General features: G+C 59.8%; 20 protein-coding genes. 13 read left to right on the forward strand and 7 right to left on the reverse strand.

Translation table 11 applies throughout. The features are described from left to right. Window positions 1-75 precede the first annotated feature (75 nt). The 4 genes from pabB to IAI51_RS23495 all read right to left on the reverse strand — a co-directional run bounded on the left by pabB (window position 76) and on the right by IAI51_RS23495 (window position 4,696). Window positions 76-1,419 (reverse strand): aminodeoxychorismate synthase component I, encoded by a 1,344-nt coding sequence (pabB, locus tag IAI51_RS23480; protein WP_187680642.1) that lies wholly within the window; start codon window positions 1,417-1,419, stop codon window positions 76-78. A gap of 213 nt (window positions 1,420-1,632) precedes the next feature. Further along, window positions 1,633-2,619 (reverse strand): alpha-L-glutamate ligase-like protein, encoded by a 987-nt coding sequence (locus IAI51_RS23485; RefSeq protein WP_187680643.1) that lies wholly within the window; start codon window positions 2,617-2,619, stop codon window positions 1,633-1,635. Then, the gene (locus IAI51_RS23490) at window positions 2,619-4,154 is read right to left on the reverse strand and encodes an inactive transglutaminase family protein (RefSeq protein ID WP_187680644.1); all 1,536 of its coding nucleotides are present in this window, start codon (window positions 4,152-4,154) and stop codon (window positions 2,619-2,621) included. The genes IAI51_RS23485 and IAI51_RS23490 overlap by 1 nt, the downstream gene beginning before the upstream one ends. Before the next feature lie 5 nt (window positions 4,155-4,159). Beyond that, window positions 4,160-4,696 carry an ATP-dependent zinc protease gene (locus IAI51_RS23495; RefSeq protein ID WP_187680645.1) on the reverse strand — a complete coding sequence of 179 codons (537 nt, stop codon included), beginning with the start codon at window positions 4,694-4,696 and terminating at the stop codon, window positions 4,160-4,162. A gap of 292 nt (window positions 4,697-4,988) precedes the next feature. Between IAI51_RS23495 and IAI51_RS23500 the strand changes: the two genes are divergently transcribed. From IAI51_RS23500 to prpD, 6 genes are all read left to right on the forward strand, one after another. Further along, window positions 4,989-5,711: a GntR family transcriptional regulator gene (locus tag IAI51_RS23500; protein WP_187680671.1), complete on the forward strand. Its 723-nt coding sequence runs from the start codon at window positions 4,989-4,991 to the stop codon at window positions 5,709-5,711. Next, the gene (gene prpB / locus IAI51_RS23505; protein WP_095047757.1) at window positions 5,708-6,598 is read left to right on the forward strand and encodes a methylisocitrate lyase; all 891 of its coding nucleotides are present in this window, start codon (window positions 5,708-5,710) and stop codon (window positions 6,596-6,598) included. Before IAI51_RS23500 ends, prpB begins: the two co-directional genes overlap by 4 nt. A gap of 43 nt (window positions 6,599-6,641) precedes the next feature. Further along, entirely contained in the window at window positions 6,642-7,769 is a 1,128-nt protein-coding gene (gene prpC, locus IAI51_RS23510) for a 2-methylcitrate synthase (protein ID WP_187680646.1), read from the forward strand. Window positions 7,770-7,943: 174 nt separating this feature from the next. Next, on the forward strand, window positions 7,944-10,538 hold the full coding sequence (gene acnD, locus IAI51_RS23515) for a Fe/S-dependent 2-methylisocitrate dehydratase AcnD (protein ID WP_187680647.1): 2,595 nt from the start codon (window positions 7,944-7,946) through the stop codon (window positions 10,536-10,538). Window positions 10,539-10,592: 54 nt separating this feature from the next. Beyond that, window positions 10,593-11,783: a 2-methylaconitate cis-trans isomerase PrpF gene (gene prpF, locus IAI51_RS23520; protein WP_187680648.1), complete on the forward strand. Its 1,191-nt coding sequence runs from the start codon at window positions 10,593-10,595 to the stop codon at window positions 11,781-11,783. Window positions 11,784-11,962: 179 nt separating this feature from the next. Next, window positions 11,963-13,447 carry a 2-methylcitrate dehydratase gene (gene prpD, locus IAI51_RS23525; protein ID WP_187680649.1) on the forward strand — a complete coding sequence of 495 codons (1,485 nt, stop codon included), beginning with the start codon at window positions 11,963-11,965 and terminating at the stop codon, window positions 13,445-13,447. Window positions 13,448-13,450: 3 nt separating this feature from the next. Here the strand turns inward: prpD and IAI51_RS23530 are convergent, their stop codons facing one another. Beyond that, the gene (locus IAI51_RS23530; RefSeq protein WP_187680650.1) at window positions 13,451-14,179 is read right to left on the reverse strand and encodes an alanyl-tRNA editing protein; all 729 of its coding nucleotides are present in this window, start codon (window positions 14,177-14,179) and stop codon (window positions 13,451-13,453) included. A gap of 30 nt (window positions 14,180-14,209) precedes the next feature. Then, window positions 14,210-15,130, reverse strand: a complete 921-nt coding sequence (locus IAI51_RS23535; RefSeq protein ID WP_187680651.1) for a DMT family transporter — start codon at window positions 15,128-15,130, stop codon at window positions 14,210-14,212. A gap of 90 nt (window positions 15,131-15,220) precedes the next feature. Here IAI51_RS23535 and IAI51_RS23540 point away from each other — a divergent pair, with 90 nt between their 5' ends. After that, window positions 15,221-16,630 carry a PLP-dependent aminotransferase family protein gene (locus IAI51_RS23540; protein WP_187680652.1) on the forward strand — a complete coding sequence of 470 codons (1,410 nt, stop codon included), beginning with the start codon at window positions 15,221-15,223 and terminating at the stop codon, window positions 16,628-16,630. 121 nt (window positions 16,631-16,751) lie between these two features. On the opposite strand, the gene IAI51_RS23545 is transcribed toward IAI51_RS23540, so the two are convergent. Further along, window positions 16,752-17,570, reverse strand: a complete 819-nt coding sequence (locus IAI51_RS23545; protein WP_008076822.1) for a pyruvate, water dikinase regulatory protein — start codon at window positions 17,568-17,570, stop codon at window positions 16,752-16,754. A 174-nt stretch (window positions 17,571-17,744) separates the two neighbouring features. Here IAI51_RS23545 and ppsA point away from each other — a divergent pair, with 174 nt between their 5' ends. The 6 genes from ppsA (at window position 17,745) to IAI51_RS23575 (ending at window position 24,083) form a co-directional block, all read left to right on the forward strand. Then, on the forward strand, window positions 17,745-20,120 hold the full coding sequence (gene ppsA / locus IAI51_RS23550; protein WP_187680653.1) for a phosphoenolpyruvate synthase: 2,376 nt from the start codon (window positions 17,745-17,747) through the stop codon (window positions 20,118-20,120). 99 nt (window positions 20,121-20,219) lie between these two features. Then, complete coding sequence (locus IAI51_RS23555; protein WP_187680654.1) at window positions 20,220-21,209, forward strand: alpha/beta fold hydrolase; 990 nt, start codon at window positions 20,220-20,222, stop codon at window positions 21,207-21,209. Between the two features lie 226 nt (window positions 21,210-21,435). Next, window positions 21,436-21,927 carry a ribonuclease E activity regulator RraA gene (gene rraA, locus IAI51_RS23560; protein ID WP_008061717.1) on the forward strand — a complete coding sequence of 164 codons (492 nt, stop codon included), beginning with the start codon at window positions 21,436-21,438 and terminating at the stop codon, window positions 21,925-21,927. A gap of 21 nt (window positions 21,928-21,948) precedes the next feature. Further along, a complete protein-coding gene (locus IAI51_RS23565; RefSeq protein WP_187680655.1) occupies window positions 21,949-22,944 on the forward strand; it encodes a zinc transporter ZntB in 996 nt (331 codons plus the stop codon). 63 nt (window positions 22,945-23,007) lie between these two features. Next, window positions 23,008-23,256, forward strand: coding sequence for a hypothetical protein (locus IAI51_RS23570; protein WP_008076827.1), 249 nt, complete (start codon window positions 23,008-23,010; stop codon window positions 23,254-23,256). Window positions 23,257-23,258: 2 nt separating this feature from the next. Further along, complete coding sequence (locus IAI51_RS23575) at window positions 23,259-24,083, forward strand: mechanosensitive ion channel family protein (protein WP_007916401.1); 825 nt, start codon at window positions 23,259-23,261, stop codon at window positions 24,081-24,083. Window positions 24,084-24,132: the final 49 nt, after the last annotated feature.

Here is a 24,132-nt window from a genome sequence, read left to right on the forward strand (position 1 = left end):
CTGCCGCAGGCTGCGATCTTTTGATCTTTAAAGGCAAAGATCGCAGCCTGCGGCAGCTCCTACAGGGGGGGGCGTTTAGAGGTTTTGCAGGGTTTGAAGGAGGATTTTCACTTTGGTAATCGACTCCTGATACTCAGCCTGCCAGTCCGAATCCGCGACAATCCCGCCGCCACCCCAGCAGCACACCTGCCCATCCTTGACCAACAGACTGCGAATGGCGATGGAGCTGTCCATCTCGCCGCGTACGTCCAGATACAGCAACGATCCGCAATACAATCCCCGCCGGGTCGGCTCCAGCTCATCGATGATCTGCATCGCCCGAATCTTCGGCGCACCGGTGATCGAGCCGCCGGGGAAGCTGCCGGCGATCAGGTCCAGCGCATCGCGATCCTGCGCCAGTTCGCCGGTGACGCTGCTGACCAGGTGATGCACGTTCGGATAGCTTTCCAGGCTGAACAGCTCCGGCACCCGCACCGAGCCGATGCGGCAGGTGCGGCCGAGGTCATTGCGCAGCAGGTCGACGATCATCAGGTTTTCCGCGCGATCCTTGGGGCTGGCCAGCAGTTCGGCGGCGTTGGCGGCGTCTTCGGCGGGCGTCAGGCCACGGGGGCGGGTGCCCTTGATCGGGCGGGTTTCGACTTGGCGCTGGCTGACTCTGACGAAACGCTCCGGTGACAGACTCAGCACAGCGCCGCCGTCGGGCAAACTCTGGAAGCCGGAAAATGGCGTCGGGCAGGCTTCGCGCAGTGCGCAATAGGCCTGCCATGGATCGCCCTGGCATGGCGCGCGGAAACGCTGGGCGAAGTTGACCTGGTAGCAGTCGCCAGCCTGGATGTAATGCTGGATACGTTCGAACGCCTGACGGTAATCGTCGGCCGAGAGATCGGCGGTCATCGGGGTGTTTAACTTGAACGGTATCAGTGAGCCAGTAATGGGCTGAGCGAACAGTGCGATCAACCGCTGTTTTTCACTGTCGTCAACCGATGGGTGAAACACCAATTGGCTGGTGCCGGCCTGGTGATCGCTGACCAATGCCCAGTCATACAGCCCGAACCGCGCATCCGGCAATTGCAAATCATCCCGCGCCTGACTCGGCAGACTCTCAAGATGCCGGCCGAAGTCATAACTCAGATAACCGATCAGCCCGCCGGCGAACGGCAGCTCATAAGCGTCAGGGAGTTGCGCTTCGCCCAAACGGCCCAGATGGTCGCGCAGACGTTGCAGGAAATGGCTGCCGGTTTCGTCCGGCAAGACCGCCAGTTGTTCCAGCGGCCAGGCGCTGAGCAGGTCATAGCGGCCACGGTCGGCACTCGGTCGGCCGCTGTCGAGCAGCACGGCGCCGGGGGCGTTGCGGATTGCCGCGAAGTAGTCGGCGGGATTGGCACGGTAGGGCAGCGGGTGTACGGAACAGGTCAACATGGGCGGGGCAGATCGGCCGTTGAAGCGGGGTGGGGATTGTAGTCTTCTGCGGGAGTCGCTCCTAGAGGGGATGTCGGGGATTGGCAGATTGGCGACAGGGTTGAGCCTTGGGGTGGCTGGGGAGCCGCTTTCGCGAGCAGGCTCGCTCCCACAGGAGGATGCATTCCAATGTGGGAGCGAGCCTGCTCGCGAAGGCCGCGACTCGGTCGCGGATCAGCCTTCGACGGGCGGAATATGCCCAAACATCTCCTGAGTAAACGCCACCCGCTCTTCAACCGACTCCGTCACCCCACGTGCCTTCAGCTCTTCCAGCCGCGCTTCCACTGCATGAGTGCGCAGCGTTAGCCCGCAGTCATTGGCGATCTGAATATTCAGCCCCGGCCGCGCATTGAGCTCAAGAATCAGCGGGCCCTTTTCCTGATCCAGCACCATGTCGACACCGATGTAACCCAATCCGCACAGCTCATAACAGCCGGCGGCGAGTTTCATGAAACCGTCCCAGTAGGGCAGTTGCACGCCGTCCACCGCGTTGGTGGTGTCCGGGTGTTTGGTGATGATGTTGTTCAGCCAGGTGCCGCGCAGGGTCAGACCGGTGGCCAGGTCGACACCAACACCGATGGCGCCCTGGTGCAGGTTGGCTTTGCCACCGGACTGGCGGGTCGGCAGGCGTAACATCGCCATCACCGGGTAGCCCATCAGCACGATGATGCGGATGTCCGGCACGCCTTCGTAGCTGATGCTTTTGAAGATCTGATCCGGGGTCACGCGGTATTCGATCAGTGCGCGATCGCGGTGGCCGCCCAGCGAATACAGGCCGGTGAGGATGCTGGAGATGTGATGTTCCAGCTCCTCGTGGGCAAGGATCTTGCCCGACACCGTGCGGTAGCGTCCCTCGAACCGGTCGGCAATCACGATGATGCCGTCACCGCCGGCGCCCTGGGCCGGTTTGATCACGAAGTCGCTACGCCCGCCGATGATCTCGCCGAGCTTGTCGATTTCCTTCTCGGTGGAGATCACGCCATACAGTTCCGGCACGTGAATGCCGGCTGCGATGGCGCGTTCCTTGGTGATGATCTTGTCATCGACGATCGGGTACAGGCTGCGCTTGTTGTACTTGAGCACATAGTCGGCGTTACGCCGATTGATGCCCATGATGCCCAGGGCTTCCAGGGCCTTCCAGGTCTTCCAGAAACCGAACATCAGTGATCAGCCTTGTTCAGGAACGCCTTGAAACGCACCAGTTCGGTCAGGCGGTAACCGCGATAGCGACCCATTGCCAGCATGAAACCCACCAGAATCAGCAGGATCGCCGGGAAGGTGAACACGAAGTAGACCAGTTCCGGCACGGTCATGATCAGGTGCGCCAGGGACGCAGCGAACAGCGTACCGATGGCGACTTTCATCGCATGGCTGGCACCGCGCTCTTCCCAGGTGATCGACAGGCGTTCGATGGTCATGGTCAGAATCACCATCGGGAACAGTGCCACCGACAGACCGCGCTCCAGGCCGAGCTTATGGCTGAACAGGCTGATCGCGGCAATCAGCACCACGACAAAGGTCAGTACCACCGAGAGTCGCGGCAGCATTTGCAGCTTCAGGTGTTCCAGGTACGAGCGTAATGACAGGCCCAGCGCCGTGATCACGGTGAACAGCAGGATGCCGAAGCCCAACTGCGTTTCACGGAAGGCGAGGGCGATCAACACCGGGGTAAACGTGCCGAGGGTCTGCAGGCCGATCAGGTTGCGCAGGATCAGGATCACCAGCACGCCGATCGGGATCATCACCATGATCATGAACGTCTGCTGGGTCTGCAGCGGCAGGCCATACAACGAGTATTCAAGGAAGTTGGCGTCGGTGTTTTCGTCGGTCAGCTTGGCCAGACGAATCGCGTTCATCTCGCTGTTGTTCAGGCTGAAGGTCACGTTGGCCTTCTTGCCGCCGTCGACGGTGATCAGGTTCTCATCACCGGTCCACCACAGCAGGCGGTCAGTCGGCAGGCCCTGTTCGCCGGTTTCCGGGTTGAAGTACAGCCAGTCATTGCCGTTGAAGCTGCGCAGCCAGAGTTCAGGGGTTTGTGGCTGGTCCGCGACGAGGCGGATGGTGTGGACTTTTTCCACCGGGACATGGGCGATGGACAGCAGCAATTCGACGATTTTGGCTTTGTGCGGCGTCGATGTATCGCCGGCCAGCAGCAGTTTCACGTTGTCGTCGTTGACGTTGTTGACCCGTTTGATCGCCTCGCCGATGAAGGTTTCGACGTCGGCCGAGTGTTGGCGGATCGGTGCGAGCAGGGCTTCGGCAGCGATTTTTTCCGGGCCTTCGATAACCATGCTGTCGCGGAAAGTCGGGCCTTTGATCTTGGTTTTTTCTGCGGTGTAACGCTTGGTCAGCACCAGACGGTAATACAGGGTCTGGTTGCCCTTGGCCCGGCGTGCCGACCACGTCACCTTGCGGTTGCCGTCGACGCGGTTCACGGCCACACCGTAGTTATTGGAGATGAAGCTCTCGTTGAGGCTGACGTAATCGCGGCTCAGCGGCGGCACGAACATCTGGATCTTTACCGGATCCTTGGTGCTGGCGACGAACTCGACTTTGGCGTCGATGTTCCACAAATCGTCGGTGGCGTCTTCGGTCACGGGGATGCCGAGCACGAAAATCTGATAGGCCGTAACCGAAACGCCCAGCAGCACCAGAATGGTGATCAGGATTTTCAGGTGGAAGGTTAGAGAACGCATGAAAATTACTCGGCGGTATGAGCGGCGATGGTGCAGGCGGGTTTGCCGGCAGCGTATTTAAGACTGGGGTCGACCAGCGCGTCGAAGCGTTTCAGCGCTTCGGAGCCGATCAAAAGCGGATATTTGAACGCACTTCGGTCGGTCAGGTTCACTTCGATGCTGCGCATCGCTGTGCCCATGCAGATATCCAGCTCGATCACCGGGCGGGCGGTGTACTTCTTGCCTTCTTCCGGATCGTAGTCGCCGGCGCGGCGCTTGATCTTGCTGACCCGTGCCAGCGGTCGCTCGATCGGGTGCGAATGCGCAGCATCGATAGCCAGATAGAAGCGCACCCAGGACTCGCCGTTGCGTTTGAAACGTTTGATGTCGCGGGCGCTCAGCGAGGCGGTTTTCGCGCCGGTGTCGAGTTTGGCCGCAACTTCCAGATTGATGCCATCAAGGGCGGCGTATTCGTTGAGGCCGTACACGGTCTTTTCCCCCGCGGCGGCGAGGCCGGGCAGGCAGAACAGAGCGAAAAATGTGGGGAAAGGCTTGAGTCTCATAAATCCTGGTGCGCAGCGTTCCGTTTTCGGTTCAGGTCCCTGGCAAAAACTTGCGCAAGGCCCTTCGTGTGCCTATCAGCTTTTTATGACAAGCCGTACAAATGGCCAGCAAATGCGGGCGGCATTCTAGCACGGTGGTTTTATGGCGCCAGCGCCCGAGCCGGTCTATAACCCTTGGGGTTGTTGAAGAGGGTTATTAGACGATTGTCGACAATGTCTATTTATCCTTTGACTGATGCGGGCGAATTGGCTAGTTTTTGCCGCATTGGATTTCAAGGTGTCGACAATAATGCTGAATCAACTCGATCCCCCGGTCATCATTGGCGACGATTCCGAGACGCTTTCGGAAAACGTCTTTCGGCGCATTCAGGCGGCCATCGTCAAAGGCGAGATCGCCCCGGGCAGCAAGATCTCCGAGCCGGAACTGGCGCGCACCTATGGCATCAGCCGCGGGCCGCTGCGCGAGGCGATTCATCGTCTGGAAGGTCAGCGCCTGTTGGTGCGCGTACCGCACGTCGGCGCGCGGGTGGTGTCGCTGAGCCACGCCGAATTGCTCGAACTCTACGAAATCCGCGAATCCCTCGAAGGCATGGCCTGTCGTCTGGCGGCTGAGCGCATGAGCGTCGAAGAAATCGACGAACTGCGTCGGGTGCTGGAAACCCACGAGCGCGACGCGGCGTTTCAGGCTGGCGTCGGTTACTACCAGCAGGAAGGCGATTTCGACTTCCATTACCGGATCATTCAGGGCAGCGGCAACCGCACCCTGACCCAGATGCTCTGCGGCGAGCTCTATCAACTGGTGCGTATGTACCGCATCCAGTTTTCCACCACGCCGAACCGCCCACGCCAGGCTTTCGCCGAACACCACCGGATTCTCGATGCCATCGCCGACCGTGACGGCGAACTCGCGGAATTGTTGATGCGCCGTCACATCGGCGCCTCGAAACGCAACATCGCCCGTCATTACCAGGACGGCACCCACAATAAGACAGCCACTGAACGAGGTGAGTCATGAGTTCCAACCTGAACACTCCAGGCCAGCGTTTTCGCGATGCGGTCGCCAGCGAACACCCATTGCAGGTGGTTGGCGCGATCAACGCCAACCACGCGCTGCTGGCCAAGCGTGCCGGTTTCAAGGCGATCTACCTGTCCGGTGGCGGGGTGGCCGCAGGCTCGCTCGGCGTGCCGGACCTGGGCATCACCGGCCTGGATGACGTACTGACCGACGTGCGTCGCATCACCGACGTCTGCGACCTGCCGCTGCTGGTGGACGTGGACACCGGTTTCGGTTCTTCGGCGTTCAACGTGGCGCGTACCGTCAAATCGATGATCAAGTTTGGCGCGGCGGCGATTCACATCGAGGATCAGGTCGGCGCCAAGCGCTGCGGTCATCGCCCGAACAAAGAGATCGTCAGCCAGCAGGAAATGGTCGACCGCATCAAGGCAGCTGTTGACGCGCGTACCGACGACAGCTTCGTGATCATGGCCCGCACCGATGCGCTGGCGGTGGAAGGTCTGGAGTCGGCACTGGATCGCGCCGCCGCGTGCATCGAGGCGGGTGCCGACATGATCTTCCCGGAAGCCATCACTGAGCTGGAGATGTACAAGCTGTTCGCCAACCGCGTGAAGGCGCCGATTCTGGCCAACATCACCGAGTTTGGCGCGACGCCGCTGTACACCACTGAGCAACTGGCCGGCGCCGACGTGTCGCTGGTGCTTTATCCCCTGTCGGCGTTCCGCGCGATGAACAAGGCTGCGGAAAACGTCTACACCGCGATCCGCCGCGACGGTACGCAGCAGAATGTCATCGACACCATGCAGACTCGCATGGAGCTCTACGATCGCATCGACTACCACACCTTCGAGCAGAAGCTCGACGCGTTGTTTGCGGCAAAAAAGTAAGCCGCAGCCGTACTCCCTAACAAATTTAAGATTGGAGAAAACGATGGCCGAAGCAAAAGTACTCAGTGGCGCCGGGCTCCGTGGCCAGGTCGCCGGGCAAACCGCACTGTCCACCGTGGGCCAGGCCGGTGCCGGGCTGACCTATCGCGGCTACGACGTGCGTGAACTGGCAGCAGACGCACAATTCGAAGAAGTGGCGTACCTGTTGCTCTACGGCGAGCTGCCGACCCGAGCGCAACTCGACGCCTATCAGGGCAAGCTGAGCAAGCTGCGCGACCTGCCGCAGGCGCTGAAGGAAGTGCTCGAACGCATCCCTGCCGATGCCCACCCGATGGACGTGATGCGCACCGGTTGCTCGTTTCTGGGCAATATCGAGCCGGAGAAAGACTTCTCCGAACAGCGCGACAAGACCGACCGTCTGCTGGCCGCGTTCCCGGCGATCATGTGTTACTGGTATCGCTTCAGCCATGACGGCAAGCGCATCAACTGCGTCAGTGATGAACCGACCATCGGCGGGCATTTCCTGCACTTGCTGCACGACAAGAAGCCGAGCGAACTGCACGTCAAAGTCATGAACGTGTCGCTGATCCTCTACGCCGAACACGAATTCAACGCCTCGACGTTCACCGCGCGGGTTTGTGCCTCGACCCTGTCCGACCTTTATTCCTGCGTCACGGCGGCCATCGGTTCGCTGCGCGGCCCGCTGCATGGCGGCGCCAACGAAGCGGCGATGGAAATGATCGAACGCTTCTCGTCGCCGGAAGAGGCGATCAAGGGCACCCTCGGCATGCTTGAGCGCAAAGACAAGATCATGGGCTTCGGCCACGCGATCTATAAGGACAACGATCCGCGCAACGAGGTGATCAAGGGCTGGTCGAAAAAACTCGCGGACGAAGTGGGCGACAAGGTGTTGTTTCCCGTCTCCGAGGCCATCGACAAGACCATGTGGGAGCAGAAAAAACTATTCCCCAACGCCGACTTCTACCATGCCTCGGCGTATCACTTCATGGGCATCCCGACCAAGTTGTTCACGCCGATCTTCGTCTGCTCGCGCCTGACTGGCTGGGCCGCGCATGTGTTCGAACAGCGTGCCAACAACCGCATCATCCGTCCGAGCGCCGAGTACACCGGCGTCGAACAGCGCAAGTTCGTGCCAATCGAACGCCGCTGAATGGTGAGGGCTGAACACGAACCGCAATCCCTGTAGGAGCTGCCGAAGGCTGCGATCTTTTGATCTTGATCTTAAAAAACAAAGTCAAAAGATCGCAGCCTGCGGCAGCTCCTACAGGGGATCGGCGCCAAGGCCTCCACCTCTTGAAACTACCGTGACCCGAGTCCTGACCCGATGAACACAGAATTCCGCAAAAACCTGCCCGGCAGCCCTCTGGATTACTTTGACGTCCGCGCGGCGGTCGATGCAATTCAGCCCGGCAGCTACGACACCCTGCCGTACACCTCACGCGTGCTGGCGGAAAACCTCGTGCGGCGCTGCGATCCGGCCACGCTGACCGATTCCCTGAAACAACTGATCGAGCGCAAACGCGACCTCGACTTCCCGTGGTTCCCGGCGCGCGTGGTGTGCCACGATATTCTGGGCCAGACCGCACTGGTCGATCTGGCGGGCCTGCGTGACGCGATTGCGTTGCAGGGTGGCGACCCGGCGCAGGTCAACCCGGTGGTGCCGACACAATTGATCGTCGACCACTCGCTGGCCGTCGAGGCGGGCGGTTTCGATGCCCAGGCGTTCGAGAAAAACCGCGCCATCGAAGACCGTCGCAACGAAGACCGTTTCCACTTCATCAACTGGACCAAAAAGGCCTTCAAGAACGTCGACGTGATCCCGCCGGGCAACGGCATCATGCACCAGATCAACCTGGAGAAAATGTCTCCGGTGATCCAGGTGCGTGACGGCGTGGCTTTCCCCGACACCTGCGTCGGCACTGACAGCCACACCCCGCATGTCGATGCGCTGGGCGTGATCGCCATTGGCGTCGGCGGCCTCGAAGCCGAGAGCGTGATGCTCGGCCGCGCCTCGTGGATGCGCCTGCCGGAAAGCGTCGGCGTCGAGTTGACCGGCAAGTTGCAACCAGGTATCACCGCCACCGACATGGTGCTGGCGCTGACCGAATACCTGCGCAAACAGAAAGTCGTCGGCGCCTGGCTGGAGTTCTTCGGCGAAGGCGCCTCCGCGCTGACCCTCGGCGACCGCGCGACCATTTCCAACATGGCCCCGGAATACGGTGCCACTGCCGCGATGTTCTACATCGATCAGCAGACCATCGATTATCTGAAACTCACTGGCCGCGAAGACCAGCAGGTTCAACTGGTCGAGCACTATGCCAAGACCACCGGCCTGTGGGCTGACAGCTTGAAAGGCGCGCAATACGAGCGCGGTCTGACCTTCGATCTGTCGACGGTCGTGCGCAACATGGCCGGCCCGAGCAACCCGCACGCTCGCGTCGCCACCAGCGATCTGGCCGCCAAAGGCATCTCCGGCCAGTGGGATGAAGTGCCGGGGCAAATGCCCGACGGCGCTGTGATCATCGCCGCCATCACCAGTTGCACCAACACCAGCAACCCGCGCAACGTGATCGCCGCCGGCCTGATCGCACGCAATGCCAACAAGCTGGGCCTGACCCGCAAACCATGGGTGAAATCGTCGCTGGCGCCGGGTTCGAAAACCGTGGCGTTGTACCTCGACGAAGCCGGGTTGACCACGGAACTGGAACAGCTTGGTTTCGGCGTCGTCGCGTTCGCTTGCACCACCTGCAACGGCATGTCCGGCGCGCTGGACCCGGTGATCCAGCAAGAAATCATCGACCGCGATCTGTACGCCACTGCCGTACTCTCCGGTAACCGCAACTTCGACGGCCGGATTCACCCGTACGCCAAGCAAGCGTTTCTTGCCTCGCCGCCGCTGGTGGTCGCGTATGCGATTGCCGGCACCATCCGTTTCGACATCGAGAAAGACGTGCTGGGCGTGGTCGATGGCAAGGAAATCCGCTTGAAAGACATCTGGCCGAGCGATGAAGAAATCGACGCGGTGGTGAAGTCTTCGGTCAAGCCTGAGCAGTTCCGTCAGGTCTACATCCCGATGTTCGCCGTCCACGAGGACACCGGCCCGAAAGTCACGCCGCTGTACGACTGGCGCGAGATGAGCACCTACATCCGCCGTCCGCCGTACTGGGAAGGCGCGCTGGCCGGCGCTCGGCCGCTCAAGGGCATGCGCCCGCTGGCGGTGCTGCCGGACAACATCACCACCGATCACCTGTCGCCCTCCAACGCGATCATGCTCGACAGCGCCGCCGGCGAATACCTGGCGAAAATGGGCCTGCCGGAAGAGGACTTCAACTCCTATGCAACGCACCGTGGCGACCACTTGACCGCGCAGCGCGCGACCTTTGCCAACCCGAAACTGTTCAACGAAATGGTGGTGGAAAACGGCAAGGTCAAACAGGGCTCGCTGGCGCGTGTCGAGCCGGAAGGCAAAGTGATGCGCATGTGGGAAGCCATCGAAACCTACATGGAACGCAAGCAGCCGCTGATCATCATTGCTGGCGCCGACTACGGTCAGGGTTCGTCCCGCGACTGGGCGGCCAAAGGCGTGCGTCTGGCCGGTGTCGAAGCGATTGCCGCTGAAGGTTTCGAGCGTATTCACCGCACCAACCTGGTGGGCATGGGCGTGTTGCCGCTGGAGTTCAAGCCCGGCACCGACCGTCACACCCTGGCCATCGATGGCAGTGAAACCTATGACGTGATCGGCGACCGCAAGCCGCGCGCCGATCTGACGCTGGTCATCCATCGCAGGAACGGCGAGCGTGTTGAGGTGCCGGTGACTTGCCGTCTCGATACCGCTGAAGAAGTGTCGATCTACGAGGCCGGCGGCGTGTTGCAGCGTTTCGCCCAGGACTTCCTCGAAGAGTCGGCGGTTGCCGTTTAAATCACGTTTTGTGCTCGCGGGCTTCAACGCCCGCGTTGACGATGAAGGAGCACCATGGCTCACGCACCTCAAATTAAGATCCCCGCCACCTACATGCGTGGCGGCACCAGCAAAGGCGTGTTTTTCAGCCTCAAGGATCTGCCCGAAGCCGCGCAGATTCCTGGCCCGGCACGCGATGCCTTGCTGCTGCGGGTGATCGGCAGTCCCGACCCCTACGACAAGCAGATCGACGGCATGGGCGGCGCCACCTCGAGCACCAGCAAAACCGTGATCCTGTCGAAAAGCATCAAGTCCGATCACGACGTCGATTATCTGTTCGGCCAGGTTTCCATCGACAAACCGTTCGTGGACTGGAGCGGCAACTGCGGCAACTTGTCGGCAGCGGTCGGTTCGTTCGCCATCAGCAACGGTCTGGTCGACGCCAGTCGCATTCCGCACAACGGTGTCGCGGTGGTGCGTGTATGGCAGGCCAACATCGGCAAAACCATCATTGCCCACGTGCCGATCACCAACGGTGAAGTGCAGGAGACCGGTGATTTCGAACTCGACGGCGTGACCTTTCCCGCCGCCGAAGTGCAGGTCGAGTTCATGGACCCGGCGGCGGAAGAAGAGGGCGGCGGTGGGTCGATGTTTCCCACCGGCAATCTGATCGATGAGCTGGAAGTGCCGGGTGTCGGCACGTTCAAGGCAACCATGATCAATGCCGGGATTCCGACGATCTTCGTCAACGCCCAAGACATCGGCTACACCGGCACCGAGCTGCAAAGCGCAATCAACAGCGACCCGAAAGCCTTGCAGATGTTTGAAACCATCCGTGCCTACGGTGCTTTGCGCATGGGGCTGATCGCCAATCTGGATGAAGCCGCCAAGCGCCAACACACACCGAAAGTCGCCTTCGTGGCCAAGCCTGCGGATTACGTGGCGTCCAGCGGTAAGGCGATTGCCGCCGGTGATGTTGATTTGCTGGTGCGCGCCTTGTCGATGGGCAAGTTGCACCATGCAATGATGGGCACGGCGGCGGTGGCGATCGGTACGGCGGCAGCGATTTCCGGGACGCTGGTGAACCTCGCGGCGGGCGGTGTTGAACGTAATGCCGTGCGCTTCGGGCATCCGTCCGGGACCTTGCGGGTGGGTGCTGAGGCCAGTCTGGAAAACGGTGAGTGGGTGGTGAAGAAAGCGGTCATGAGCCGCAGTGCGCGGGTACTCATGGAAGGCTATGTTCGCGTCCCCGGGGATTCTTTCTAACCCCACCTCGCCACTGTAGGAGCTGCCGAAGGCTGCGATCTTTTGATCTTGATCTAAAAAAAACAAAGTCAAAAGATCGCAGCCTCCGGCAGCTCCTACAGGAGTACGTATTTCAATAATAAAAATCCATCGCCTGAACCGAGGTCCCATCAACGAACCACTTAAAGAGTGAATCGAACATGAGCGCCAACGTCGACCTGAACAACCGCCCCGACTACGACCCTGTCCTGCAGGACATCGCTGATTACGTCCTCGCTTTCAAAATCGAATCCACCGAAGCCCTGAACACTGCCCGCAATTGCCTGATGGACACCTTGGGCTGTGGCCTGCTGGCCCTGCGTTTTCCCGAATGCACCAAACACCTCGGGCCTATCGTCGAAGGCACCGTCGTGCCGTTTGGCGCGCGGGTCCCAGGCACCAGTTATCGTCTCGACCCGGTCAAAGCCGCATGGGACATCGGCTGTATCGTCCGTTGGCTCGACTACAACGACACCTGGCTCGCCGCCGAATGGGGGCACCCGTCAGACAACCTCGGCGGGATCCTCGCGGTGGCCGATCACCTGTCGCAAAAACGTCTGGCCAACGGTGAAGCGCCGCTGACCATTCGTCATGTGCTTGAAGCGATGATCATGGCCCACGAGATTCAGGGTGTCATCGCCCTGGAAAACTCCTTCAATCGCGTAGGACTCGATCACGTCATTCTGGTGAAAGTCGCCTCGACCGCCGTTACCGCCAAACTCATGGGCGCCAATCGCGAGCAACTGTTGTCGGCGCTCTCTCATGCCTTCGCTGATGGTCAGGCGTTGCGCACTTATCGTCATGCGCCGAATGCCGGTTCGCGAAAGTCCTGGGCGGCGGGGGATGCCTCAAGCCGAGGCGTGAGACTGGCCGACATCGCCATGCGCGGCGAGATGGGCATTCCGGGTGTTTTGAGTGCGAAACAGTGGGGCTTTTACGACGTGCTGTTCAGCCACACCAACAACGATCTGGCGCTGAAAACCGAAGACAAACGTACCTTCAGCTTCTCGCGCCCTTTCGGCAGTTACGTAATGGAGAACGTCCTGTTCAAGATCAGCTTCCCCGCCGAATTCCACGCACAAACGGCCTGCGAAGCCGCCGTCACGTTGCATCCACACGTGCGCAATCGCCTGCATGAAATCGACAAAATCGTCATCACCACCCACCAATCGGCGATCCGCATCATTTCCAAGGTCGGGCCGCTGGCCAACGCCGCTGACCGCGATCACTGCATCCAGTACATGACCGCCGTACCACTGGCCTTCGGCAATCTGGTGGCCGAGCAATACGAAGATGACTTCCACAAGGCCCATCCGATCATCGATGTGCTGCGCGAAAAAATGGTCATCGTCGAAGAGCCGCGCTTCACCCGCGAATACCTGGAAGCCGACAAGCGCTCGATTGCCAACGCCGTGCAGGTGTTTTTCAAGGACGGCTCCAGTACCGACAACGTGGTGGTGGAGTACCCGATCGGCCATCGCCGCCGCCGTGCCGAGGGCATTCCGTTGCTCGAAGACAAGTTCAAGACGAACCTGGCCACCCGTTTCACCGGACAGCGCAGCGGCGAGATCTTCGCGCTGTGCAAGGATCAGGCGCAGCTTGAGGCGACCCCGGTGAACCGCTTTGTCGACCTGTTCGTGATCTAAGGCTCATTCAAACCGCAGAATCACCCGGCGGTTGGTCCTGCTCTTCTTCTCGATCTTTTCGCAGAACACTCGGCCGATTTCTCGAGTGTTTTGCACGTGGGTGCCGCCACAGGGCTGGATGTCGATGCCGATCACTTCAACCATCCGCAGCTCACCCTGAATCGCCGGTGGGTTAACCGTTTTGCTGCCGGTTTTTTCCAGCAGAGCGGAGTGTTCCGAGGCCGGCATAGAAACAATGGTGACTGGAATGGCCTGCTCGATCAGCGCGTTGAGTTCGCGGGTGAGGCTGTCTTTGTCGAGGGTCATTTCTGGCAGATCGAAATCCAGGCGTCCCTTGTCTGCGCTGATACTGCACCCGGTGACCGGCGCATTGATGAGCGAACCCAACAGGTGCAGGCAGGTGTGCATCTTCATGTGTTGATAACGACGCGCCCAGTCGAGGCTGGCATTGAGCAGTGTGCCGACACACAACTGCGGCGGGCACTGCGCCACGTTGTGCCAGATGATCGATGGCAGCAAGGGATCGCGCAGCGTTGCTGTCACGTCGATTCTTGTGCCATCCGGCAGGCTGAAGTGCCCGGTGTCTCCCGGTTGCCCGCCACCGGTGGGATAGAACAGCGTGTGTTCGAGGACGACGGCCTGATCAACCACCGCGATCACCCGGGCGCTGAAATCGCGCTGGTAAGGGGCATTGTTAAACAGGCTAAGGGTTTCCATGGTGTGTACCGACATTTGAACCTCCGATGTTCAATGCATGATTTTTCAGCGCTTGGCAGGCAACTTGGTGATCGCAAAACCGGCGAGCAGGATTGCCGAATAGAGCATCAGGTCCCGAGAAATTTCCGTGCCTTCGTACCAGGCGCCAATGATCACGGCGAACACCGGAAAGATGATGAACACGAATGACAGAAGCACCGGGCTCAGGCGCTTGAGCAGGGCGAAATAGACGATGAAGCCCCCGACCGATGCCACCAGTCCTAGATAGAGCAGGGCGCCCCAGGAACGTGGAGTGATGGTGGCGAACGTCGGGCTTTCCAGTGAAAGGCCAGCGACCAGCAGCATCACACCGGCGATGCCGATGGGCAGGGTGTTGTAGGTGATCACGCTGATCGCGCTGCCGTGCTTTTTGGTCACCACGTAGCACAGCGCATGCAGGAGCGCCGCGCCGAGAATCGCCAGGACACCGAGCCATTCCGCCTGATCCAGATGCAAGCCCTGACTGCGGATAATCATGAACAGGCTGCCGAAACCAATAGCGATGCCGAGCATTTGCGCTGGGTGGATTTTCTCCCGCAGAAACAGCGCAGAAAAAATCAGGATGAACACCGGCATGCAACTGAACAGCAGCGCGGTCAGGCCGGACGATACGTGCATTTCGCCATAGTTGAGCAGGTAGTAGGGCAGGCTGAAATACGACAGCGTGACGAACACAAAGAACCAGCGACTCTGCCGGGGGAACAGCAATGGTTCCTTGCGTAATGCGGCGAAGCCCAAAAACAGCGGAAAGGCAATCAGAAAGCGCAGCCCGGCCGCCGTCAGGGGCGGCACGCTTTCCACGGCAATCTTGATCCCCAGCCACGTAGTGCCCCAACTCAGGCAGACAATCAGAAACAACACGCTGGTGACCAACCCGGCGAGCCAGGGTTTGCTGGTGTTCAATGGCGTGCTGAGGGCGATGGACATGCGGTGTGCTCCGAACGGCAGAATTGACCTGGTTACTGAAAAGGTCTATCCCTGATTGAACCTGTTTTCAGTACGCTATTCGGGGCAAGAATGACTGTCAAAGTAAGTATTGCCATGGTGTCAATCCTCCGTGATGGCCTCGCCCATGGCGTCGGCGTGAAGTACAAGCGCCTCGCGGATGCGGTCGAGAAGGCCATTAATGCAGGCGTGATTGAGGCGGGTTGCAAGTTGCCGCCCCACCGGCTGTTGGCCGATAGCCTGGGCGTCACCATCGGCACCATCAGCCGTGCTTATGGCGAACTGGAGCGTGTGGGATTGGTCGTGGCGCGTGTAGGAGACGGCACTTACGTGCGTCAGCGCGGAATGGAACGGCCGCAAGACAAGGGCTTTCGCAATGTCAGCGATGAGCCGCCAGCCTGCTTCGACATGAGTAGGAATCAGCCGATTCCCGGGCAGGAAGCGGCGTTCATGAGCCAGACCCTACAGACTCTGGCCGTTGATTCGCACCGCTTGCAGCGGTTGACGGGGTACACCGCCGAAGGTGGCCTGCCACGGCATCGGGCGGCAGGTGCCGAGTGGCTGCGTCACGGGGACTTTGTCCCGCACGCCGATCAGGTGCTGTGCGTCAACGGTGGCCAGCATGGTCTGTTGTGCGCGTTGATCGGGTTGCTCAAGGCGGGTGACACGGTGGTCACCGAGCATTTGTCCTACCCCGGATTGATCAGCGTCGCACGCCAGCTCGGGATAAAACTGATGGGTGCCGCGATGGATGACGAAGGACTGTTGCCTTCGGCGCTGGAGGATATTTGTCGTCAGCACCGGGTATCCGCGCTGTATTGCACGCCGACGATCCAGAATCCTACGGCTGCGGCCATGTCTGTCTCACGACGCCAGGCGATTGCAGAGGTGTGTCGCCAGCACAATCTGCTGATCCTCGAAGACGAAGCCCACGCAGTACTGGATCGCCAGCGGCCGTTGCCACTGAGTTATTTCGCCCCCGAGCGCTCTGTGTTGATCGGCAGTCTGAGCAAGGCTGTCTCGGCGGGGTTGCGGGTCGGCTATCTACATGCGCCGCAAGCGTTGCTCGGGCGTATCAGTTCAGCCATTCGCAGCACCTGCTGGATGGCCAATCCACTGGCGATGGAAGTGGCGAGCCTGTGGATCGAAAACGGCATGGCCCAGCGTTTGCTGGATGAGCAGATCAGTGAGATTGGTCGGCGCAAGGCATGGGTGGCGGGGGCGCTGGAGGGGCTGAGCTACAAGACACATATCCACAGTCCGCATTTCTGGCTGCAAGTGCCGGAGCTGTGGCGCGCTTCGCAGATTGCCGCGGAGCTGAAGGAGAACAACTATCTGGTGGCGACTGCCGAGGCGTTCGCGGTCGGGCATGCGGCGGTGCCGCAGTTCATTCGGGTGAGTGTGTGTAATTCGGTGGGGGATGACGGGTTGTTGCTCGGCGGCTTCGAGGCTCTGGCCCGGGCATTAACAGAGACCGCGTAATCGTTCATTGCGAGCAAGCTCGCCCCCACAGGTTTTTCGGGTGTCTGCACATTTTGCATTCATCCCAAAACCCTGTGGGAGCGAGCTTGCTCGCGAAGGCGTCAGACCAGCCCCCGCCAATCTATTTGAAACGCCGCTCCACGCCTTTCTCCACCAGAATCTTCGCCGAGATCTCTTCCACCGAAAAATGCGTGGAATTGATGTTCGGGATGTTCTCGCGGCGGAACAGGTTTTCCACTTCGCGCACTTCGAATTCGCACTGGGCGTAGCTCGAGTAGCGGCTGTTGGGCTTGCGCTCGTTGCGGATAGCGGTGAGGCGGTCCGGGTCGATGGTCAGGCCGAACAGTTTGTGCTGGTGCGCGCGCAGGGCCGCTGGCAGGGTCAGGCGCTCCATGTCGTCTTCGGTCAGCGGGTAGTTGGCCGCGCGGATGCCGAATTGCATGGCCATGTACAGGCACGTCGGCGTCTTACCACATCGCGACACGCCCACTAGTATCAGATCGGCCTTGTCGTAATAGTGGGTGCGGGCGCCGTCGTCGTTGTCGAGGGCGAAGTTCACCGCCTCGATCCGCTCCATGTAATTGGAGTTATGGCCGATCGAATGGGACTTGCCGACGGTGTAGGAAGAATGCTCGGTCAGTTCTTGTTCGAGAGGCGCCAGGAAGGTCGAGAAAATGTCGATCATGAAACCATTGGAGGTCGCGAGAATCTCACGAATGTCCTGATTGACGATGGTGTCGAAGATGATCGGGCGAAAGCCGTCGGTTTCGGCGGCTTTGTTGATTTGTTGTACCATGGCCCGAGCTTTTTCCACGCTGTCGATGTACGGGCGCGTGAATTTGCTGAAGGTAATGTTTTCGAACTGCGCCAAGAGGCTCTGACCCAGGGTTTCGGCGGTGATGCCGGTGCCATCGGAGATAAAGAAAGCAGATCGTTTCATTTGCACCTTGGGCCTTAAGCTAGTCATCAATCTTGGATATGATAGGCGCGATTTGCCGGCCGCCAATGGCCCGCATTCTCACTTATTTTCCAGGTCCAGGCCATACAACCGGCCAATGCTCCCCCGAGCTGCCGGTTTCTGAGCTTTTCCAACACAGTTAGTGGAGAGATCACCTTGGTAGAGTACGTAGTTTCCCTCGATAAGCTCGGCAAACACGATGTTGAGCATGTGGGGGGCAAGAACGCATCCCTGGGCGAGATGATCAGCAACCTGGCAGGTGCCGGTGTGTCGGTCCCTGGCGGCTTTGCCACCACCGCGCAGGCCTATCGCGACTTCCTCGAACTGAGCGGCCTCAACGACCAGATCCACCAGGCCCTCGACGCTCTCGACGTCGACGACGTCAATGCCCTGGCCAAGACCGGCGCCCAGATCCGCCAATGGATCATGGACGCCGAATTCCCCGAAAAACTGAATGCCGAAATCCGCACCGCGTTCGCCGCGCTGTCGGCCGGCAACCCTGACGTGGCCGTAGCCGTGCGTTCTTCCGCTACTGCCGAAGACCTGCCGGATGCTTCTTTCGCCGGCCAGCAGGAGACCTTCCTGAATATCCGTGGCGTGGAAAACGTTATCCGCGCCGCCAAAGAGGTATTCGCCTCGCTGTTCAACGACCGTGCGATTTCCTACCGCGTGCACCAGGGCTTCGACCACAAACTGGTCGCCCTGTCGGCTGGCGTGCAGCGCATGGTGCGTTCGGAAACCGGCACCGCCGGCGTGATGTTCACCCTCGATACCGAATCCGGTTTCCGTGACGTGGTGTTCATCACCGGCGCCTACGGCCTGGGCGAAACCGTTGTACAAGGGGCGGTGAACCCGGATGAGTTCTACGTGCACAAGGGCACGCTGGAGGCCGGTCGTCCGGCAATCCTGCGTCGCAACCTGGGCAGTAAAGCCATCAAGATGATCTACGGCGACGAGGCCAAGGCCGGTCGTTCGGTCAAGACCGTCGATGTCGACAAGGCTGACCGCGCACGTTTCTGCCTGAGCGACGCTGAAGTCAGCGAATTGGCCAAACAAGCGATGATCATCGAAAAGCACTACCAGTGCCCGATGGACATCGAGTGGGCCAAGGACGGTGACGACGGCAAGCTGTACATCGTGCAGGCCCGTCCGGAAACCGTGAAAAGCCGCACCCAGGCCAACGTCATGGAACGTTACCTGTTGAAAGAAACCGGCACCGTGCTGGTTGAAGGTCGCGCCATCGGCCAGCGCATCGGCGCCGGCAAGGTTCGTATCATCAAGGACGTGTCCGAGATGGACAAAGTCCAGCCGGGCGACGTGCTGGTCTCCGACATGACCGACCCGGACTGGGAACCGGTCATGAAACGCGCCAGCGCCATCGTCACCAACCGTGGCGGCCGCACCTGCCATGCGGCGATCATCGCTCGTGAACTGGGTATTCCGGCGGTTGTAGGTTGCGGTAACGCCACCCAATTGCTGAAAGATGGCCAGGGTGTGACCGTTTCGTGCGCCGAAGGCGACACCGGTTACATCTTCGAAGGCGAACTGGGCTTCGACATCAAGAAGAACTCCGTGGATGCCATGCCGGATCTGCCGTTCAAGATCATGATGAACGTCGGCAACCCGGATCGCGCTTTCGACTTCGCGCAACTGCCGAACGCCGGTGTGGGCCTGGCCCGTCTGGAATTCATCATCAACCGCATGATCGGCGTCCACCCCAAAGCGCTGTTGAACTACGACGGCCTGCCGCCGGAAATCAAGGAAAGCGTCGACAAGCGCATCGCCGGTTACGACGATCCGGTCGGTTTCTACGTCGAAAAACTGGTTGAAGGCATCAGCACCCTCGCTGCCGCGTTCGCTCCGAAGAAGGTCATCGTGCGTCTGTCGGACTTCAAGTCCAACGAATACGCCAACCTGATCGGCGGCAAACTGTACGAGCCGGAAGAAGAAAACCCTATGCTGGGCTTCCGTGGCGCTTCGCGTTACATCAGCGAATCGTTCCGTGACTGCTTCGAACTCGAATGCCGCGCGCTGAAACGTGTGCGCAACGAGATGGGCCTGACCAACGTCGAAATCATGGTGCCGTTCGTGCGTACCCTCGGCGAAGCCAGCCAGGTTGTGGATCTGCTGGCAGAGAACGGATTGAAGCGCGGCGAGAACGGCTTGCGCGTGATCATGATGTGCGAACTGCCTTCGAACGCGATTCTCGCTGAAGAATTCCTCGAATTCTTCGACGGTTTCTCGATCGGTTCCAACGACCTCACTCAACTGACGCTGGGTCTGGATCGTGACTCCGGGATCATCGCGCACCTGTTCGACGAGCGTAATCCGGCGGTCAAGAAGCTGTTGGCCAACGCGATTGCCGCGTGCAACAAGGCTGGCAAGTACATCGGCATCTGCGGTCAAGGCCCGTCCGATCACCCTGATCTGGCCAAGTGGCTGATGGAACAGGGCATCGAAAGCGTGTCGTTGAACCCGGATTCCGTACTGGAAACCTGGTTCTTCCTCGCCGAAGGCCAGCCGCAGGCTTGATAAGTATGTGAACGGGCCGCTCCCACACGGAGCGGTTCTTTTAGTGTTTCAAACAGGGCGAGCGCCTTCGGATGCCGCCCTTTTTTGTGCAAGAGCATTATGCAAAGCAGCAGCAACCTATTTCCTGTCGCCCTGATCAGCGCCGAGCGGCGCGGCGATCTGAGCGAAGACGTTTATCGATTGAAACCCGGCAACAGCCCGGACTGGTCCGTGGAAATCGCCGTCACCCGTCTGGGCATGGCCGATGAACCGGCGGTGCGCGGGGTGCCGGTCATTCTGCTGCACGGCAGTTTTTCCAATCGGCGCTTCTGGTTTTCACCCAAAGGCCTGGGGCTGGGGGCGTATCTGGCGCGTCTGGGCTTTGATGTGTGGATTCCGGAGATGCGCGGCCACGGTCTGTCACAGCGCAACGAGGAGTACCGGCGCAATCGCGTTGCCGACTACGCCCGTTACGATCTGCCGGCGATTGCCGCATTCGTGCGTGAGCAGAGCGGGCAGGTGCCGCACTGGATCGGCCATTCGCTGGGCGGCATCACGTTGGCTGCCGCGCTCGGCGGCGAATACTTGGGCGAGCCGGCGGTGGCTTCGGCGGCGTTTTTTGGAACGCAGGTGAGCCGCACCTATTGGCCGTTGAAAATTCCGCCGGTGGAATGGAGCGGTCGCTTCATTCTCAAGCGCTTCGCGCAGCTGTCTGGTTCACGCCTCAAGCGCGGCCCGGAAGACGAGCCTGTCGGGCTGGCACTGGAAAGCATGCGTTGGTACGGCCTGTTCGGCCGCTTTGGCGACAAGGACAAGGATTGGTGGGCCGGTCTTGCCGATGTTCAGGTGCCGGTGCTGGCGGTCAGTGCGACAGGGGATCATCAGGATCCTGCCTGGGCTTGTCGCAAACTGTTCGAGCAGATCGGTTCCGAGCACAAGCAATTCATCAATCTGGGGCGTGAGCAGGGCTTCAAGGATAATTTCGGTCACGTCGAGATGCTGGTGAGCAAGGCTGCACAAGCCGAAGTATGGCCACTGGTGGCGCGCTGGCTTCAGGATCAGCACATACCGTTGCTGGGCGATAAGCCGGATCTGGCTGCTGCGGTCTGAGGCGAGGGCTCTGAAAAGGGCATTTCGCTCGGATCAGCTTGCGGCTAAGATATGACGCATTGTGCGGTTCTGGTCATATTTGGTGGCTGTTTCGCTATTACGTTTCAGCGTTTGTTCAGGTTCGTTCAGCAACCATGGGATGAACTAAGGTAAACAGCGACCGCCGGGACTCGTCTCAAAAGAGTGCGTCATCCTTGATCGTCTTCCTTTTTACAGGAGTTTTTCGATGAACCATTACCTCACGCCTGACCTGTGCGACGCCTATCCGGAGCTGGTGCAGGTGCTGGAACCGATGTTCAGCAATTTCGGCGGCCGTGATTCGTTCGGCGGCGAAATCGTGACCATCAAATGCTTCGAAGACAACTCGCTGGTCAAGGAACAAGCCGAGCTCAAGGGTAACGGCAAGGTGCTGGTGGTCGATGGTGGTGGTTCTCTGCGCCGCGCACTGCTGGGCGACATGATCGCCGAGAAAGCCGCGAAAAATGGTTGGGAAGGGCTGGTGATCTACGGCTGCATCCGTGACGTCGACGTCATTGCCCAGACTGATCTTGGCGTTCAGGCGCTGGCCAGCCACCCGATGAAAACCGACAAGCGCGGCATTGGCGATCTCAACGTTGCAGTCACGTTTGCCGGCGTGACATTCCACCCAGGCCACTACATCTATGCGGACAACAACGGCGTGATCGTCTCGCCGAGCCCGCTGAAGATGCCTGAATAAGCTTTCGACAAAGGGGTGAGGATGTTCGAGGAAGAAAACGCGCAATGGGGGCTGGTGCATGCCCTGGTGCTGGATGGTAATGGCGGTGCGCGTTCGATAGCCCGAACTGAGCTCGACGATCTGCAGCTGCAGGCCCATGAAAGCCTGTGGCTGCATTGGGATCGCAGTCATCCACAAACCCAGACCTGGCTACGCAAATCCAGCGGTCTCAATGAGTTTACCTGTGACCTGCTGCTGGAAGAGAACACCCGGCCGCGCCTGTTGCCGTTGCCCGACTCCGAGCTGCTGCTGTTCTTGCGCGGGGTCAACCTCAATCCGGGCGCCGAGCCGGAAGACATGGTCTCGGTGCGGATTTTCGCCTCCGCTCAGCGCGTGATTTCTCTGCGTTTGCGCCCGCTGCGGGCCACCGATGAGTTGCTGACGATGCTGGAGGAGGGCAAGGGCCCGAAAACCTCCTCTGAATTGATGCTTTATATGGCGCAGTTGCTCACTAATAAAGTGCAGGATCTGGTCACTTGCCTCTCGGAAATCGCCGATGAGGAAGAAGAAAAGATGGATGCCGACGAACGGTATACCCCGGAGCATGGCGCCATTTTGCACATCCGTCGCAGAGCGGCCGGGCTGAAGCGTTTTCTCGCGCCGCAGCGGGATATTTTCGGACAGCTGACGCGGATAAAACTGCCTTGGTTTGTCGATGACGACGCCGATTACTGGAACGAATTGAACAACAGTCTGACCCGCTATCTGGAAGAGCTCGAATTGACTCGAGAGCGCGTGGGGCTTGTCCTGGAGGCTGAAGACCGGCGTTTGAGCCTGCGCATGAATCGCACGATGTATCGCTTCGGGATCATCACCTGCATCTTTTTGCCGATGAGTTTTATCACCGGTCTATTGGGCATCAACGTTGGCGGAATTCCCTTCGCGAGCAGCCCTTATGGTTTCCTGATCGCCTGTCTGACGGTGCTCGCCATGGCGTTCGGACAATGGTGGTTATTCCGCCGTTTGCGCTGGGTTTGAAAATGGCGCATGTGACCCGACCAAATTTGCCCGCGTCTTTCACAGACATCACGAGAGGTGCGTATGCACGATCCGTTTGAACAGTCTTTGCGCGACATGCTCAACGCCTCGCCGTCCAGCCGCGACGACGATGCATGCCTGGGCCGCGTACTCAAAACCGCCAACCGTCAGGTCGGCGCCGGTGATCTGTTCAGTCTGCTGGGCCGCTGGCTGCCCGCGCTGATGATCGCCCTGAATAACGGATCGGCCCACGTGTCGCCGGTTTCCCGTCTTCGTAAACCTACCGCTCGCACTGCTGATAAGGCTGATTGAATATGGAACTTGATCTCTGGACTCAGAGCCTCGTCACTGCAATGACTGCGTTGTGGACCAAAGTCGCCAACTTCATTCCGAACCTGTTCGGCGCACTGGTCGTGCTGCTGTTGGGTTTCGTCGTGGCCAAGCTGCTCGATACCTTGTTGTCCAAACTGCTCGCCAAACTGGGTCTTGATCGCCTGATGGGCGGCACCGGACTGACCAAATTGATGTCGCGGGCGGGGCTGCAAGTACCGATCTCGACCCTGATCGGCAAGATTGTCTACTGGTTCGTTCTGCTGATTTTCCTGGTTTCTGCAGCAGAATCCCTTGGACTTGAGCGAGTTTCAGCTACGCTGGATATGTTGGCGCTGTATTTGCCGAAGGTTTTCGGCGCCGCGCTGGTGTTGCTGGTGGGGGTTTTGCTTGCTCAACTGGCGAACGGATTGGTTCGCGGGGCGGCAGAGGGCGTAGGCCTGGACTACGCTTCGGGGCTGGGGCGAATTGCTCAGGGGCTGGTGATCATCATCAGCATCTCGGTAGCGATCAGTCAGCTTGAGGTCAAGACCGACCTGCTGAACCATGTGATCGTCATCGTTTTGATTACCGTTGGTCTGGCGGTTGCGCTGGCCATGGGCTTGGGAAGCCGGGAAATTGCCGGTCAGATTCTTGCGGGAATCTATGTGCGTGAGTTGTATCAGGTTGGGCAACAAGTGCGTGTTGGCGAGGTCGAAGGCCAGATTGAAGAGATCGGCACGGTTAAAACCACATTGCTGACCGATGAGGGTGAGCTAGTCTCTCTTTCCAATCGGATCCTGCTGGAACAGCATGTGAGTAGCCGCTAACCCGGCAAACCCTGCTAATGTATGCCGCCGCAAAATGCCAGCTGATGCT

This window comes from Pseudomonas sp. N40(2020), assembly GCF_014472415.1.
Classification (GTDB): Bacteria; Pseudomonadota; Gammaproteobacteria; order Pseudomonadales; family Pseudomonadaceae; genus Aquipseudomonas.

What these genes read in the sequence shown, in the direction of transcription:
- IAI51_RS23540 (WP_187680652.1), top strand. Translation starts at nt 15,221, where the DNA reads ATGACTGTCAAAGTAAGTATTGCCATGGTGTCAATCCTCCGTGATGGC.
- IAI51_RS23495 (WP_187680645.1), bottom strand. Translation starts at nt 4,696, where the DNA reads ATGAGACTCAAGCCTTTCCCCACATTTTTCGCTCTGTTCTGCCTGCCC.
- IAI51_RS23530 (WP_187680650.1), bottom strand. Translation starts at nt 14,179, where the DNA reads ATGTCGGTACACACCATGGAAACCCTTAGCCTGTTTAACAATGCCCCT.
- prpB (WP_095047757.1), top strand. Translation starts at nt 5,708, where the DNA reads ATGAGTTCCAACCTGAACACTCCAGGCCAGCGTTTTCGCGATGCGGTC.
- IAI51_RS23575 (WP_007916401.1), top strand. Translation starts at nt 23,259, where the DNA reads ATGGAACTTGATCTCTGGACTCAGAGCCTCGTCACTGCAATGACTGCG.
- prpF (WP_187680648.1), top strand. Translation starts at nt 10,593, where the DNA reads ATGGCTCACGCACCTCAAATTAAGATCCCCGCCACCTACATGCGTGGC.
- IAI51_RS23545 (WP_008076822.1), bottom strand. Translation starts at nt 17,570, where the DNA reads ATGAAACGATCTGCTTTCTTTATCTCCGATGGCACCGGCATCACCGCC.
- IAI51_RS23565 (WP_187680655.1), top strand. Translation starts at nt 21,949, where the DNA reads ATGTTCGAGGAAGAAAACGCGCAATGGGGGCTGGTGCATGCCCTGGTG.
- prpD (WP_187680649.1), top strand. Translation starts at nt 11,963, where the DNA reads ATGAGCGCCAACGTCGACCTGAACAACCGCCCCGACTACGACCCTGTC.
- IAI51_RS23535 (WP_187680651.1), bottom strand. Translation starts at nt 15,130, where the DNA reads ATGTCCATCGCCCTCAGCACGCCATTGAACACCAGCAAACCCTGGCTC.
- acnD (WP_187680647.1), top strand. Translation starts at nt 7,944, where the DNA reads ATGAACACAGAATTCCGCAAAAACCTGCCCGGCAGCCCTCTGGATTAC.
- IAI51_RS23570 (WP_008076827.1), top strand. Translation starts at nt 23,008, where the DNA reads ATGCACGATCCGTTTGAACAGTCTTTGCGCGACATGCTCAACGCCTCG.
- IAI51_RS23490 (WP_187680644.1), bottom strand. Translation starts at nt 4,154, where the DNA reads ATGCGTTCTCTAACCTTCCACCTGAAAATCCTGATCACCATTCTGGTG.
- IAI51_RS23555 (WP_187680654.1), top strand. Translation starts at nt 20,220, where the DNA reads ATGCAAAGCAGCAGCAACCTATTTCCTGTCGCCCTGATCAGCGCCGAG.
- pabB (WP_187680642.1), bottom strand. Translation starts at nt 1,419, where the DNA reads ATGTTGACCTGTTCCGTACACCCGCTGCCCTACCGTGCCAATCCCGCC.
- IAI51_RS23485 (WP_187680643.1), bottom strand. Translation starts at nt 2,619, where the DNA reads ATGTTCGGTTTCTGGAAGACCTGGAAGGCCCTGGAAGCCCTGGGCATC.
- rraA (WP_008061717.1), top strand. Translation starts at nt 21,436, where the DNA reads ATGAACCATTACCTCACGCCTGACCTGTGCGACGCCTATCCGGAGCTG.
- prpC (WP_187680646.1), top strand. Translation starts at nt 6,642, where the DNA reads ATGGCCGAAGCAAAAGTACTCAGTGGCGCCGGGCTCCGTGGCCAGGTC.